This is a genomic window from Leclercia sp. 29361, assembly GCF_011290365.1.
GTDB lineage: Bacteria > Pseudomonadota > Gammaproteobacteria > Enterobacterales > Enterobacteriaceae > Enterobacter > Enterobacter tamurae.
Map to the genome: position 1 here is coordinate 3,665,828 of NZ_CP049786.1, position 13,744 is coordinate 3,679,571.

At 53.5% G+C, this 13,744-nt stretch carries 15 protein-coding genes; 5 read left to right on the forward strand and 10 right to left on the reverse strand.

All coding sequences use genetic code 11. From position 1 onward, the window contains the following. Positions 1–28: 28 nt before the first annotated feature. Positions 29–1,150, reverse strand: a complete 1,122-nt coding sequence (tyrA, locus tag G7090_RS17555; RefSeq protein WP_166183426.1) for a bifunctional chorismate mutase/prephenate dehydrogenase — start codon at positions 1,148–1,150, stop codon at positions 29–31. A 10-nt stretch (positions 1,151–1,160) separates the two neighbouring features. Beyond that, positions 1,161–2,231: a 3-deoxy-7-phosphoheptulonate synthase AroF gene (gene aroF / locus G7090_RS17560; RefSeq protein ID WP_166183428.1), complete on the reverse strand. Its 1,071-nt coding sequence runs from the start codon at positions 2,229–2,231 to the stop codon at positions 1,161–1,163. Positions 2,232–2,790: 559 nt separating this feature from the next. On the opposite strand from aroF, the gene G7090_RS17565 reads away from it, so the two are divergent. Together G7090_RS17565 and G7090_RS17570 are read left to right on the forward strand one after the other, a co-directional pair. Then, positions 2,791–3,186, forward strand: coding sequence for a DUF2382 domain-containing protein (locus G7090_RS17565; protein ID WP_106995033.1), 396 nt, complete (start codon positions 2,791–2,793; stop codon positions 3,184–3,186). Positions 3,187–3,220: 34 nt separating this feature from the next. Further along, the gene (locus G7090_RS17570) at positions 3,221–4,234 is read left to right on the forward strand and encodes a YsnF/AvaK domain-containing protein (protein ID WP_166183431.1); all 1,014 of its coding nucleotides are present in this window, start codon (positions 3,221–3,223) and stop codon (positions 4,232–4,234) included. Positions 4,235–4,371: 137 nt separating this feature from the next. On the opposite strand, the gene G7090_RS17575 is transcribed toward G7090_RS17570, so the two are convergent. The 7 genes from G7090_RS17575 to ffh form a co-directional block, all read right to left on the reverse strand. Then, positions 4,372–5,709, reverse strand: a complete 1,338-nt coding sequence (locus G7090_RS17575) for a PepSY domain-containing protein (RefSeq protein WP_166183433.1) — start codon at positions 5,707–5,709, stop codon at positions 4,372–4,374. Positions 5,710–5,770: 61 nt separating this feature from the next. Continuing rightward, the gene (locus tag G7090_RS17580) at positions 5,771–6,157 is read right to left on the reverse strand and encodes a DUF2946 domain-containing protein (protein WP_256367576.1); all 387 of its coding nucleotides are present in this window, start codon (positions 6,155–6,157) and stop codon (positions 5,771–5,773) included. Between the two features lie 130 nt (positions 6,158–6,287). Continuing rightward, positions 6,288–6,635, reverse strand: coding sequence for a 50S ribosomal protein L19 (gene rplS / locus G7090_RS17585; protein WP_006178051.1), 348 nt, complete (start codon positions 6,633–6,635; stop codon positions 6,288–6,290). A 41-nt stretch (positions 6,636–6,676) separates the two neighbouring features. Further along, positions 6,677–7,444 (reverse strand): tRNA (guanosine(37)-N1)-methyltransferase TrmD, encoded by a 768-nt coding sequence (gene trmD, locus G7090_RS17590; RefSeq protein WP_106994998.1) that lies wholly within the window; start codon positions 7,442–7,444, stop codon positions 6,677–6,679. Positions 7,445–7,474: 30 nt separating this feature from the next. Beyond that, entirely contained in the window at positions 7,475–8,011 is a 537-nt protein-coding gene (gene rimM, locus G7090_RS17595; RefSeq protein ID WP_370635116.1) for a ribosome maturation factor RimM, read from the reverse strand. A 15-nt stretch (positions 8,012–8,026) separates the two neighbouring features. Then, on the reverse strand, positions 8,027–8,275 hold the full coding sequence (gene rpsP / locus G7090_RS17600) for a 30S ribosomal protein S16 (protein WP_003863133.1): 249 nt from the start codon (positions 8,273–8,275) through the stop codon (positions 8,027–8,029). 135 nt (positions 8,276–8,410) lie between these two features. Continuing rightward, positions 8,411–9,772 (reverse strand): signal recognition particle protein, encoded by a 1,362-nt coding sequence (gene ffh, locus G7090_RS17605; protein ID WP_166183435.1) that lies wholly within the window; start codon positions 9,770–9,772, stop codon positions 8,411–8,413. Positions 9,773–9,938: 166 nt separating this feature from the next. Between ffh and G7090_RS17610 the strand changes: the two genes are divergently transcribed. After that, on the forward strand, positions 9,939–10,730 hold the full coding sequence (locus G7090_RS17610; RefSeq protein ID WP_106994994.1) for an inner membrane protein YpjD: 792 nt from the start codon (positions 9,939–9,941) through the stop codon (positions 10,728–10,730). Between the two features lie 18 nt (positions 10,731–10,748). Continuing rightward, positions 10,749–12,035, forward strand: coding sequence for an HlyC/CorC family transporter (locus G7090_RS17615; RefSeq protein WP_106994993.1), 1,287 nt, complete (start codon positions 10,749–10,751; stop codon positions 12,033–12,035). 53 nt (positions 12,036–12,088) lie between these two features. Here the strand turns inward: G7090_RS17615 and grpE are convergent, their stop codons facing one another. After that, complete coding sequence (gene grpE, locus G7090_RS17620; RefSeq protein WP_146145537.1) at positions 12,089–12,682, reverse strand: nucleotide exchange factor GrpE; 594 nt, start codon at positions 12,680–12,682, stop codon at positions 12,089–12,091. A gap of 121 nt (positions 12,683–12,803) precedes the next feature. On the opposite strand from grpE, the gene nadK reads away from it, so the two are divergent. Next, the gene (nadK, locus tag G7090_RS17625) at positions 12,804–13,682 is read left to right on the forward strand and encodes an NAD(+) kinase (RefSeq protein WP_077227861.1); all 879 of its coding nucleotides are present in this window, start codon (positions 12,804–12,806) and stop codon (positions 13,680–13,682) included. Positions 13,683–13,744: the final 62 nt, after the last annotated feature.

Here is a 13,744-nt window from a genome sequence, read left to right on the forward strand (position 1 = left end):
GCTGGCTTTCAGTATATACATCATCAGATTACTGGCGACTGTCATTCGCCTGCCGTAGCAGAATGCGACTCTCGCTCTGGAAGCGTTGGGCATAATCGCCAAACCAGTGTTCTACCTTACGGAAGCTGTCGATAAACGCCTGCTTATCGCCGTGTTCCAGAAGGGTAATCGCCTCCCCAAAACGCTGGTAGTAACGCTTGATCAGCGCCAGGTTATTGCCCGAAGACATAATGATATCTGCATAAAGCTGTGGATCCTGGGCAAACAGCCGTCCGACCATCGCCAGTTCGAGACGATAGATCGGTGACGACAGCGACAGCAGTTGCTCAAGCTGAACATTCTCTTCCGCCAGGTGCAGGCCATACGCGAAGGTTGCGAAGTGGCGCAGCGCCTGGATAAAGGCCATATTCTGATCGTGCTCGACGGCGCTGATCCGGTGCAACCGCGCGCCCCACACCTGAATCTGCTCCAGGAACCACTGGTAGGCTTCAGGCTGACGACCATCGCAGTAGACGACTACCTGCTTCGCCAGACTGCCGCTGTCCGGGCCGAACATCGGGTGGAGCCCGAGCACCGGACCGTTATGCGCGGCCAGCATCGCCTGCAGCGGACCATTTTTTACCGAGGCCAGATCGACCAGAATGCAGTCTTCCGGCAGCGGTGGCAGTTTAGCAATAATATCTTCGGTAACATGAATCGGGACGCTGACAATGACCATGCCCGCATCAGCAACCATCGTCTGCGCCTGGGCCCAGTCCTCTTTTTCGAGAATACGCACCTGGTAACCAGAGAGCGTCAGCATCTTCTCAAACAGACGTCCCATCTGTCCGCCGCCACCAACAATCACCACCGGACGCAGGGTCGGACAGAGCGTTTTGAAACCTTTGTCGTTTTCGCTGGAGTAAGACTCACGCATCACGCGGCGCAGCACATCTTCAATCAGATCCGGCGAAACGCCCAGCGCCTGGGCCTCTTTGCGCCGGGATGCCAGCATAGAGGCTTCGCGCTCCGGCACGTAAATCGGCAAACCGTATTTACTTTTCACTTCGCCGACTTCAGCAACCAGAGCCATACGGCGCGCCAGCAAATCCAGCAGCGCCTTATCCACCTCGTCAATTTGATCGCGCAAGGCGGTCAATTCAGCAACCATAACAAACCTCTTAAGCCAGACGCGTCGCCAGCTGGCCGTTCAAATCTTTGTGGATCTCACGCAGCAGCGCATCGGTGGTTTCCCAGCTGATGCAGGCATCGGTTACGGAAACCCCGTGCTTCATGGCGCTGCGCGGCTGTTCGGATGACTGATTGCCTTCATGGATGTTGCTCTCAATCATCAGGCCAATAATCGAACGGTTGCCATCTTTGATCTGCGCGACGACGGATTCCGCCACCGCAGGCTGACGACGGTAATCTTTATTCGAATTACCATGACTGCAATCTACCATCAGTGCCGGGCGCAGTCCCGCCTGTTCCATCTCTTTTTCACACTGGACAACATCTGCCGGGCTGTAGTTTGGCGCTTTGCCACCGCGCAGGATGACGTGGCCATCCGGGTTGCCCTGAGTCTGCAGCAGACAGACCTGGCCGGCCTGGTTGATGCCGACAAATCGGTGCGGCATGGCCGCAGCACGCATGGCATTGATGGCTGTTGCCAGGCTACCGTCGGTACCGTTTTTAAAGCCAACCGGCATTGAGAGACCGGAGGCCATTTCACGGTGAGTTTGTGATTCAGTGGTACGTGCGCCAATGGCGGACCAGCTGAACAGATCGCCCAGGTATTGCGGGCTGTTCGGATCCAGCGCTTCCGTTGCCAGCGGCAGGCCCATGTTAACCAGCTCCACCAGAAGATTACGCGCAATCTTCAGGCCAGCTTCCACATCAAACGAGCCATCCATGTGCGGATCGTTAATTAACCCTTTCCAGCCGACAGTGGTGCGGGGTTTTTCAAAATAGACGCGCATGACCAGGTAGAGGCTATCGCTGACCTCCTCGGCCAGAGCTTTAAAACGGTGCGCATATTCGATGGCGGTTTCTGGATCATGAATGGAGCACGGACCACATACCACCAGCAGACGCGGATCGCGCCCGGCAATAATGTCGGAGATGGTCTGGCGGGAGTGCGCAATTTGCGCCTCTTGCTCAACGCTCAGCGGGAATTCCGCTTTCAGTTGATCCGGGGTGATCAGAATATGTTCATCACTAATATGTACGTTGTTCAGCGCGTCTTTTTGCATGATTGCGATCCTGGAAGCTCGTTTGCGATAGTTGTTTCCTCGATGAGGAAGCCCAACGATACCACACCGAGTAAAGATTGCAATCCACAATTCGTAAACATTACGTTACATTGCTATTAAAAAAGTCATAAAAACGGTAAATCCGTAAACTTATCATTACATTTAGTGGATTTTTTGTTTAACTTAAGCTCGCCCTTTTGCTTATAAAAAAATTACTACATTTCACAAGAGAAACAGTTTCGCAATATTGATTGTTTTTAATGAAAGAAATACTGGCGACATTACATTTTTGTCGTTAATAGTGACTAATACCAATAAGATAACTTTCGATATATATTAATCTGGAGGCACGGAGAATTTACGGAATATTCTTATGCCATTTGCGTAAATTAGATCCCGTCGCATAAATTTACTTATGCTAACAATTTACTTGGGCTTTTTTCTGGCCCACGTTTTTTTTGATCTATGCTTAATTAAGATTGGTAAACAATTTCATAAGCCTACCTTGGTTAATCCTGATTTAAGGCTTTTATTTAAATAGTAATATCCCGGGTAAAACATGACGGATAAATACGATGACGGAAAAAAGCGGCACACCGTTACCCTCGCAGAAGAGCGCCTTGAGTTGGGTACGAAGAAAGTTGTAGATCGCCGCGTACGTATCACCCGCGCCACGCGGGTCGACGAGAAAAATATTACCGCCGAATTGACGCAGGAGAATGCGGACATCAAGCGCTTCGCCAAAAACGAAGTGTTGGAAGCGCAAAATATTCCTCAAATCCGGCAGGAAGGTGATGTAACGATCATCCCCATTATTGAAGAGCGTGTTGAAATAATTAAACATTACGTTCTTACTGAAGAAATCCACATTATTAAGAAACGCAGTACCGAGAGACATCAGGAAATTATCACATTGCGTTCTCAGGAAATTATTATTTCAACGGAAGATGAATGACATCCTTTACGACTTAACATGAGGAATATGAAATATGGCACATGAAAAAATCGTTACGGCGTTCACCCAACCGCAGCAGGCGGAAGTTGCTAAACAGAAACTTATTGCCGAAGGTGTACCAGAGGATGACATCGATATTATTGCGGGCGAAAGATTACATGTTGAAGACAAAGAGATTCGCCACCCAAGCTTCTGGCAGCGTCTGTTCGGCGATGATGTCGATGATAACTATGCAGCAGAATACAGCAAAGCCATCCGGGCAGGCGGCGTACTGCTGACGGCTCGGGTTGATGAGGATGACGCAGGCAGAATTGAAAACCTGCTGGATACCTATTCAAATGATTATGCTGTAAACAGCGGCCCAGGTAACGATCTCTATGGTAAAAATTACCTCGGTGAAACGAATGATGTGGGTAACCGCACTCAAGGACAGCCTGGAGTGAACACGGCCGATCCTCTTTTAGATGAAGATATCGTGACCAATAAACCGCTACCTGGCGATGCTGACTATGTCAGCGGAGGCACTGTTTCATCGGGTGTCGCAGGACGTGTCTCAGATACAACCTCAAGAGATTACGACGCGCCAACAGATTATCCGGAGCGTGTTTCAGATGATATTCAGGCGAATCCGGCTTACAGAGAAGACGATAGCCGTGAAACGCTGAAGCTGGCCGAAGAGCAGATCGACGTTAGTAAACGCCGGGTGAGCGATGGTAAAGTTCGTCTGCGCCGCTATACGGTTGAAGATGAGGTCTCGAGAGATATCTCTCTTACCGCCCAGCATGCCAGCGTTTTCCGTTCTGCCATTAACGAACCGGGTTATCTTAACGATGTGGACTGGTCCGAGAAGACGCTTGAAGTTGAAGAGTCTCATGAGGAGCCAGTGGTAGATAAAACGACTTATGTCCGCGAAGAAGTCGGCCTGCGTACAGAAACCACAGAGCGTGCTGAAACGGTGAAAGACACGGTTCGTCGACAGGAAGTTGAAGTCGATAAAAACGACCTTGACAGCGATCTCAATAAAACGAAATACCCACCAAAAGAGTAATACCTGGCAGGCGTGTTAACTGGGGTTTGTCACCCGATGGACGACCTTGCAAATAAGCGTTAAAAAAGGGGGTTAGCATGATGCTACCCCCTTTTTTATCTACAGGTTTTCTGATGCTGTGAAAGCACTGTGGTCGTTCACACGCGCTTTAATACAAGCACGTCAGCAATAACCAACAGCAGCAGGCTACAACCCATCACCGGCATTGCCAGGCCCAGCAGAACGCTAACGACAACGCACACAGCGCGGCGCCCTACAGGTAGCGCCAGCCAGCTCTGACACAGCGTCTGGGCCGGTTCCGTCGCCGTCTGCCGGGGGCGACGCATCCACCACATCCGGTAGCCCCATACAATCATGACACATAGTGCGAGTCCAAAGGCGATCAGCACCAGCTGATTAGGCAGGCCAAACAGCACACCCATGTGGAAATCCACACCCCAGCGGGTCAGTTTGGCCATCAGCGGGTAATCCGCAAAGCGGGTGCGATCCACAACGGTCAGGGTCGCGGGGTCCACGGCTACGGCATCAACCTGCGTCGGCCAGCCGCGATCGATCTCCGTCACCGTCCACGCCTGAGAAGCACGCTTCGCCGGGCGGATCTCCAGCTTCGTGGCATCAATGCCCGCGGCATTTGCCGCCTGCAGCACGCCGTCATAGAGGGCCAGGTCCGGCTTCATCTCCGGCATCGGCATGGTCATGTGATGACCCTGGTGCTCAGCATGCGGATCGGCTTTTTCAGCCGGGCCATGCAGCTGCGTGTTCACCTGCGGTGTGAGCCAGTTCATCTCTGCCCGCAGTTTATCCACATTCCCCCCCGCCCACTGGGACCAGGTCAGGCCGGTGGCCGAGAAAAGCAGCATCCCCAGCAACAGGCTCCAGCCGAGGGAGACATGCAGACGACGGCGATTCTGAAATCGGTTATTGATGCGCCTTTTTGGCCGGGTATAGAACCACAGGGCAATCCCGCCCAGCGCGGCGATCCACATCCACGATGCTGCCAGCTCGCTGTAAAGACGTCCCGCCTCTCCCAGCAGCAAAGATCGATGCAGATAATCAATTTTCTGGCGTAACGGCAGAATGCCGCTGGTGCCGTAGACGGTCATATCTCCGCGCACCTCCAGGCTCACCGGATCGATAAAGATGGCCCGGTTTTCCGAGGCATTCAGCGCCGGGTCAATGTACATCACCCGGGTGGTTTCCCCTGTTGTCAGGCCAGGACGTATCGCCTGTAGCCGCAGCTCGCCCCCGGTCACCTTTTCCGCGACGGCGATTTGCTCGGCAAGGGGACGTGCGGTGCCCCCGGTCTCGCTGAACAACGCGTGATGATAAAGCGCATTTTCCAGCTGCGGCGTTGCGACATACAGCGTTCCGGAGAGCGCGGCGATAAAGATAAACGGTCCGACAAACAGACCAATATAGAAGTGAAGACGACGCAGCAGGTTGCCCCATGCTGCGCGCGGAGTGCAGGTAGTCATGCTTTCCCTTTTTAAGGCAAAAAGTTATCGATACACCGGGGTGTACGTTTTTTTACGCGGATTAAGCAGACAGGTGCGGTGGCGCGCGGGTATCGGGACAGAGCCAGGGGAAGAAATGCCAATGGTGTACGGTGGGTCGCGGTGGCGTGAGACGTTGTCGGAGTAAGACCGCGCTTAACAGCAGCACCAGGGCCAGGATAACGCCCGGCACGTGGGCCAGCAGCACGCAGTACCCACAGGCTTCGGCATGGTCGACAGGGATACTGTCAGACGGCGCATGGTGCTCCGTCATCATGCTCATGTCGTGGTGCATACCCGGCATGGCGCTCATGGGATCTTTTTGCAACGAGACAGAGACCAGCGGCGCAAAGACGATCATCAGGATCGCAAATAACGCGAGACCTGCCGCGATACGTTGCCACTGTGCCTGATGCTGTTTTATCGTCACTTCCCCTCCGTCAAAGCCCGGGCATTGTAAACGATTTATGACGGCAAGGTTAACGTGCAGAGCACACAGAGATAAAAAAAGGGCCAGCCTTTCGGCCAGCCCTTTTTACAGGATGTCGCTTAAGCGAATCTTAGTTCAGACGCTCTTTAATACGAGCAGACTTACCAGTACGCTCACGCAGGTAGTACAGTTTAGCTTTACGTACAGCACCACGACGTTTAACAGCAATGCTGTCAACTACCGGAGAGTGAGTCTGGAAGACACGCTCAACGCCTTCGCCGTTGGAAATTTTACGAACAGTGAATGCAGAGTGCAGACCGCGGTTACGAATAGCGATAACCACGCCCTCGAATGCCTGCAGACGTTTTTTGGAACCTTCAACAACCCATACTTTCACTTCCACGGTATCACCCGGACGGAAGGAAGGTACGTCCTGCTTCATCTGCTCTTGTTCAATTTGCTTAATAATGTTGCTCATAATTTAATCTCTTATCCTGGGTAAACTGATATTCGGGGGCCTCAGGCCATCCCATCATGTTTCTGCTGCTGGTGCGCGTGTTCTTTTTTGAACTCGGCCAGCAACTTTGCTTGCTCTTCAGTCAGAGCCAGGTTTTCCAGAAGTTCAGGTCTTCTAAGCCAGGTACGGCCCAGCGACTGCTTCAGGCGCCAGCGACGAATCTCGGCATGGTTTCCCGACAGTAATACCGGCGGTACTTCCATCCCTTCTAACACTTCAGGACGGGTATAGTGTGGACAGTCCAGCAATCCATCAGCAAAAGAGTCTTCTGTTGCTGATGCTTCATGGCCCAGTACTCCCGGAATGAACCGGGAAACGGAGTCAATCAGCGTCATTGCCGGTAACTCACCACCGCTGAGAACGTAATCGCCGATAGACCATTCTTCGTCAATCTCGGTCTGAATTACGCGTTCATCTATCCCTTCGTAGCGACCGCACACCAGAATCAGTTTCTGATTCGTTGCCAGTTCGCTGACGCCCGCTTGATCAAGCTTGCGTCCCTGAGGTGACAGATAAATCACCTTTGCGCCTTCACCTGCCGCGGCTTTTGCTGCTGCGATGGCATCCCGTAAGGGTTGAACCATCATGAGCATCCCCGGTCCGCCGCCGTAAGGACGTTCGTCCACGGTACGGTGCCGGTCATGAGTAAAGTCACGTGGACTCCAGCTTTCGATGCTCAGCAGGCCATTTTTTACTGCCCGGCCAGTTACCCCGTAATCAGTAATCGCGCGGAACATTTCAGGAAACAGGCTAATTATGCCAATCCACATAGCGCCGTCTTTTACCGTTTTCAGGAGAATTTAAAAACCAGGATCCCAATCTACTTCAATGGTTTGAGTAGCGAGATCGACTTTCTTGATAACCTGCCCATCGAGGAACGGAACCAGCCGCTCCTTGATACCGAACGCATCTTTCAGGTTCGCCTTAATGACGAGAACGTCATTGGATCCGGTTTCCATCATATCGATGACTTTCCCCAGACCGTAACCTTCAGTGGTCACTACCTGGCAACCGATAAGGTCTTTCCAGTAGTAGCCATCTTCCAGCTGAGGCAGCTGCGACGAATCCACGACAATTTCACAATTAGTCAGTGCATTCGCGGCATCGCGATCGTCAACGCCTTTCAGCTTGATGACGATGTCCTGATTGTGGTGACGCCAGCTTTCCAGCTCGACCTCTTGCCACTGACCCGCCTTCTGGATAAACCAGGGCTGATAGTCAAAAATGCTTTCAGCGTCTTCGGTGGAGGAAAACACTCTGAGCCAGCCACGGATACCGTAGCAAGAACCCATTTTGCCCAATACAATCGGTTCAACAGGTGCTTTTTTGCTCATCATGACCACCGTGACAGATTAAGCTGCTTTGTTTGCTGCTTTGATCAGCGTAGCAACGCGATCGGAAACAGTAGCGCCCTGGCCAACCCAGTGAGCGATACGATCCAGATCCAGACGGGTTTCTTCTTCTGCGCCAGCGGCCAGTGGGTTGAAGAAACCAACGCGCTCGATGAAGCGACCGTTGCGTGCATTACGGCTGTCAGTAACAACAACCTGGTAGAACGGACGCTTTTTCGCGCCGTGACGTGCTAAACGAATAGTTACCATAACATCCTCTTGTGTGAATAAAACACCGGGCTCCATCGGAGGGAAGGAGCCCGGTGTCATATTAAAAGCCCGAAAATTTTACTGATTTCTGGGGAAAATGCAATCAACAGTTGCTAATCCGCCGTAAAAGGCCGATTAACGCCCAGGGAAGCCTGGGGGCATCATACCTTTCATCCCACGCATCATTTTGGCCATACCGCCCTTCTTCATCTTCTTCATCATGCGCTGCATGTCGTCGAACTGCTTCAGAAGGCGGTTAACGTCCTGGACCTGCATCCCACAGCCCGCCGCGATACGGCGTTTACGGGAGCCTTTGATAATTTCTGGCTTGGCACGCTCTTTCAGCGTCATGGAGTTGATAATCGCCTCCATCCGCACCAGAACTTTATCGTCCATCTGCGATTTTACGTTGTCCGGGATCTGGCCCATGCCCGGCAGCTTGCCCATCAGGCTCGCCATACCGCCCATGTTCTTCATCTGGCGCAGCTGCTCCAGGAAGTCGGTCAGATCGAAACCGTCGCCTTTTTTCAGCTTGGTCGCCAGCTTCTCGGCCTGCGCGCGGTCAACTTTGCTCTCGATATCTTCGATCAGCGACAGCACGTCGCCCATGCCGAGGATACGGGAAGCGATACGGTCCGGGTGGAACGGCTCCAGCGCGTCGGTCTTCTCGCCGACGCCGAGGAATTTAATCGGCTTACCGGTGATATGACGAATAGAGAGCGCCGCACCGCCGCGGGCGTCGCCGTCCACTTTGGTCAGAACAACACCGGTTAACGGCAGTGCTTCGTTAAACGCTTTCGCCGTATTCGCCGCATCCTGACCGGTCATGGCATCGACCACAAACAGGGTTTCAACCGGATTGATCGCGGCATGTACCTGTTTGATTTCGTCCATCATCGCTTCATCAACGTGCAGACGACCGGCGGTATCCACCAGCAGCACGTCGAAGAACTTCAGCTTCGCTTCTTTCAGCGCCGCATTAACGATGTCGATCGGCTTCTGCGACACGTCAGACGGGAAGAAGTCGACGCTAACCTGTTCAGCCAGGGTCTCCAGCTGTCTGATCGCCGCCGGGCGATAGACGTCAGCAGAGACGACCAGCACTTTCTTCTTGTGCTTCTCGCGCAGGAATTTACCCAGCTTAGCGACGCTGGTGGTTTTACCCGCACCCTGCAGACCGGCCATCAGCACTACCGCTGGCGGTTGCGCCGCGAGGTTCAGGCTCTGGTTCTCTTCGCCCATCGCCGAAACCAGTTCGTTACGGACGATTTTGACAAACTCCTGACCCGGGGTCAGGCTCTTATTCACTTCATGACCAACCGCTTTCTCTTTAACGCGGTTGATGAAATCACGCACGACCGGCAACGCGACGTCTGCTTCAAGCAGTGCCATGCGCACTTCGCGCAGCGTCTCTTTGATGTTGTCTTCGGTAAGGCGTCCACGGCCGCTGATGTTGCGCAGCGTGCGCGACAAACGATCGGTTAAATTATCAAACATTGTCTCTCGCCTGGGGTAGAAACGTTAGGTCGCTGACGCGACACGTACACAGAATTTTGCCGCAGTATAACATGATGCCGCCTTTGTTGTTATGCAACGGTTGGAGCACGCGTCACGTAACGTTATACTGCCTCTCTTTCTCATCAGGATAACTGTCGACACCTCTATGCCTGTTTTCGCACTGATCGCCCTTGTGGCGTACTCTGTCAGCCTCGCGCTGATCATCCCTGGCCTGCTACAAAAAAACAGCGGCTGGCGGCGAATGGCTATTTTGTCGGCTGTCATCGCGTTGATAAGTCATGCCTTTGCGCTCGAAGCGCGCATTCTGCCGGGAGACGGCAGCGGGCAAAACCTGAGCCTGCTTAACGTCGGGTCGCTGGTCAGCCTGATGATCTGTACGGTGATGACCATTGTGGCCTCGAAAAACCGCGGCTGGCTGCTGTTGCCGATTGTCTACGCCTTTGCGCTGATCAACCTCGCCTTTGCCACCTTTGTGCCAAACGAGTTCATCACCCACCTTGAAACCACGCCGGGGATGATGGTGCATATTGGCCTGTCGCTGTTCTCGTATGCGACGCTGATCATTGCCGCACTGTACGCGCTCCAGCTGGCCTGGATTGACTACCAGCTCAAGAACAAAAAACTGGCCTTCAGCAATGAAATGCCGCCGCTGATGACCATCGAGCGCAAGATGTTTCACATCACCCAGGTCGGGGTAGTCTTGCTGACGCTCACGCTGAGTACCGGCCTGTTTTATATGCACAATCTCTTCAGCATGGAGAATATCGACAAGGCCGTGCTCTCCATCATCGCGTGGTTTGTCTATATTGTCCTGTTATGGGGCCATTATCATGAAGGCTGGCGCGGTCGCCGCGTAGTCTGGTTTAACGTTGCGGGAGCAGGCCTCCTGACAATGGCTTATTTTGGTAGCCGCATCATCCAGCAGATCGCCGGCTAAGCAACCAAGGAGTTCCCCCTGGAACACATCTCCACCACCACGCTGATCATCACCCTGATCGTTATGGTGGTTATCTCCGCCTATTTCTCCGGCTCAGAAACCGGCATGATGACGCTGAACCGCTACCGGTTACGTCATCGCGCCAAACAGGGTAACCGGGCCGCCCGTCGCGTGGAAAAACTGCTGCGCAAACCGGATCGCCTGATAAGCCTGGTGCTTATCGGCAATAACCTGGTCAACATTCTCGCCTCTGCGCTGGGCACCATTGTCGGCATGCGTCTGTACGGCAACGCCGGGGTCGCCATCGCCACCGGGGTGCTGACCTTTGTGGTACTGGTTTTTGCCGAAGTGCTACCGAAAACCGTCGCCGCGCTCTACCCCGAGAAGGTCGCCTATCCCAGCAGTTTCCTGCTGGCGCCATTACTCATCCTGATGATGCCGCTGGTCTGGCTGTTAAACGGCGTGACGCGAGTGCTGATGCGCATGGTGGGCATTAAAGCGGATGTGGTGATCAGCAGCGCGCTGAGCAAGGATGAACTGCGCACTATCGTGCATGAATCACGCTCGCAAATTTCCCGCCGCAACCAGGATATGCTGCTGTCAGTGCTGGATCTGGAAAAGGTCAGCGTCGACGACATCATGGTGCCGCGCAACGAGATCGTCGGTATCGACATCAACGATGACTGGAAGGCGATTGTCCGCCAGCTGACCCATTCCCCGCATGGCCGCATCGTGCTGTACCGGGATTCGCTGGATGACACCATCAGCATGCTGCGCGTGCGCGAAGCCTATCGTCTGATGACCGAGAAAAAAGAGTTCACCAAAGAGGTGCTGCTGCGGGCGGCGGATGAGATCTATTACATTCCGGAAGGCACCCCGCTCAGCACCCAGCTGATTAAATTTCAGCGCAACAAAAAGAAAGTGGGTCTGGTGGTCGATGAGTATGGCGATATTCAGGGTCTGGTGACGGTAGAGGATATTCTGGAGGAGATCGTGGGCGACTTCACCACCTCCATGTCCCCTTCCCTCGCCGAAGAGGTCACGCCGCAGAACGACGGCTCGGTGCTGATTGACGGCAGCGCGAACGTTCGTGAACTGAACAAAGCCTTTAACTGGCAGATGCCGGAAGAGGAAGCCCGCACCATTAACGGCATGATTCTGGAAGCGCTGGAGGAGATCCCGGCGGCAGGTACGCGGGTGCGTATTGGCCAGTATGATATTGATATCCTGGACGTGCAGGACAATATGATTAAGCAGGTGAGAGTGTTGCCGGTTAAACCGCTCAGGGAGAGCGTCGCGGAGTAAGCTATTGTAGGCCGGGTCAGGCGAAGCCGCCACCCGGCACTACGGGAGGCGAGTTACGCCTTAGCTTTCGCCACGGAGACCATCGCCGCGCGAATGGTACGACCGTTCAGGGTATAGCCTTTCTGCATCACCATCAGCACGTTACCGGCAGCAACGTCTTCAGACTCCACCATCGCAATTGCCTGATGCACGTTCGGATCCATCGGCACGTTGGTGTCGGCAACCACTTCCACGCCAAACTTCTTCACCACATCGAGCATGGATTTCAGCGTCAGTTCGATCCCTTCAACCATCGGGGCCAGGTCCGGGTTCGCTTTATCCGCTACTTCCAGCGCGCGATCCAGGCTGTCGATAACCGGCAGCAGTTCGTTGACGAACTTCTCCAGCGCAAATTTATGCGCCTTTTCAACGTCCAGCTCGGTACGGCGACGCAGGTTTTCCATTTCCGCTTTGATACGCAGGATGCCATCGCGCTCGCGATTCTGGGCTTCAACTACCTGAGCTTCCAGATTCGCAATTTTTTCATCGCGCGGATCCACCTGCTCAGCACCAGCCTCAGGCTCTGCAGCCTCAACCTCTTCGTGCTGCTCCGTGATAATTTCTTCCGGGGCTTGCCCCTCAGGCGTTTTCTGTTCTTTACTACTCATGAATTTCTCCGCGTTTTTCTGCATTCAACTCGCTAACTTCGCTTATTATGGGGATCAGTTTCCGGGATTCAAGGGAACAAGCCACATTGTCATCATTCATTCGCACAAGGACCTTCAGAAAATGAGCAACCATTTCAAGTGTATTGGGATTGTCGGTCATCCACGTCACCCTACTGCGTTGACGACACATGAAATGCTGTATCGCTGGCTGTGCGCGAAAAACTACGATGTGATTGTTGAACAACAGATTGCCCAGGAACTGCAGCTTACCAATGTCAAAACCGGCACGCTGGCGGAAATCGGTCAGCAGGCCGACCTGGCGGTGGTGGTCGGGGGCGACGGCAATATGCTCGGCGCCGCGCGAACCCTTGCCCGTTACGATATTAAAGTCATCGGCATCAACCGTGGCAATCTGGGCTTTTTAACCGACCTCGATCCGGATAACGCCCAGCAGCAGCTCGCCGACGTGCTGGAAGGGCACTACATCAGTGAAAAACGTTTTTTACTGGAAGCCCAGGTGTGCCAGCAGGATTGCCAGAAGCGGATCAGCACCGCCATTAATGAAGTGGTACTACATCCGGGAAAAGTAGCGCACATGATTGAGTTCGAAGTCTATATCGATGAAATCTTTGCCTTCTCGCAGCGCTCCGATGGGCTGATTATCTCTACTCCCACCGGCTCTACGGCCTATTCGCTCTCAGCGGGCGGCCCGATCCTCACCCCGTCGCTGGATGCCATCACGCTGGTGCCGATGTTCCCGCATACTCTCTCGGCTCGCCCGCTGGTGATCAACAGCAGCAGCACCATCCGGCTGCGCTTCTCGCACCGCCGTAACGACCTGGAGATCAGTTGCGACAGCCAAATCGCGCTGCCCATTCAGGAAGGGGAAGATGTGCTCATTCGCCGCTGCGATTATCACCTGAATCTGATCCACCCGAAAGACTACAGCTATTTCAACACATTAAGCTCCAAGCTCGGCTGGTCGAAAAAATTGTTCTGAAATAGCATCCAGGACTTTACTGTATAAAAAACCAGTTTATACTGTACACAAACACAGTTATG

Excerpts from the sequence above, each read along its gene's own strand:
- aroF (WP_166183428.1), bottom strand. The coding sequence starts at position 2,231 with ATGCAAAAAGACGCGCTGAACAACGTACATATTAGTGATGAACATATT.
- grpE (WP_146145537.1), bottom strand. The coding sequence starts at position 12,682 with ATGAGTAGTAAAGAACAGAAAACGCCTGAGGGGCAAGCCCCGGAAGAA.
- G7090_RS17610 (WP_106994994.1), top strand. The coding sequence starts at position 9,939 with ATGCCTGTTTTCGCACTGATCGCCCTTGTGGCGTACTCTGTCAGCCTC.
- rplS (WP_006178051.1), bottom strand. The coding sequence starts at position 6,635 with ATGAGCAACATTATTAAGCAAATTGAACAAGAGCAGATGAAGCAGGAC.
- G7090_RS17575 (WP_166183433.1), bottom strand. The coding sequence starts at position 5,709 with ATGACTACCTGCACTCCGCGCGCAGCATGGGGCAACCTGCTGCGTCGT.
- G7090_RS17565 (WP_106995033.1), top strand. The coding sequence starts at position 2,791 with ATGACGGATAAATACGATGACGGAAAAAAGCGGCACACCGTTACCCTC.
- tyrA (WP_166183426.1), bottom strand. The coding sequence starts at position 1,150 with ATGGTTGCTGAATTGACCGCCTTGCGCGATCAAATTGACGAGGTGGAT.
- trmD (WP_106994998.1), bottom strand. The coding sequence starts at position 7,444 with ATGTGGATTGGCATAATTAGCCTGTTTCCTGAAATGTTCCGCGCGATT.
- ffh (WP_166183435.1), bottom strand. The coding sequence starts at position 9,772 with ATGTTTGATAATTTAACCGATCGTTTGTCGCGCACGCTGCGCAACATC.
- G7090_RS17570 (WP_166183431.1), top strand. The coding sequence starts at position 3,221 with ATGGCACATGAAAAAATCGTTACGGCGTTCACCCAACCGCAGCAGGCG.
- rpsP (WP_003863133.1), bottom strand. The coding sequence starts at position 8,275 with ATGGTAACTATTCGTTTAGCACGTCACGGCGCGAAAAAGCGTCCGTTC.
- rimM (WP_370635116.1), bottom strand. The coding sequence starts at position 8,011 with ATGATGAGCAAAAAAGCACCTGTTGAACCGATTGTATTGGGCAAAATG.
- nadK (WP_077227861.1), top strand. The coding sequence starts at position 12,804 with ATGAGCAACCATTTCAAGTGTATTGGGATTGTCGGTCATCCACGTCAC.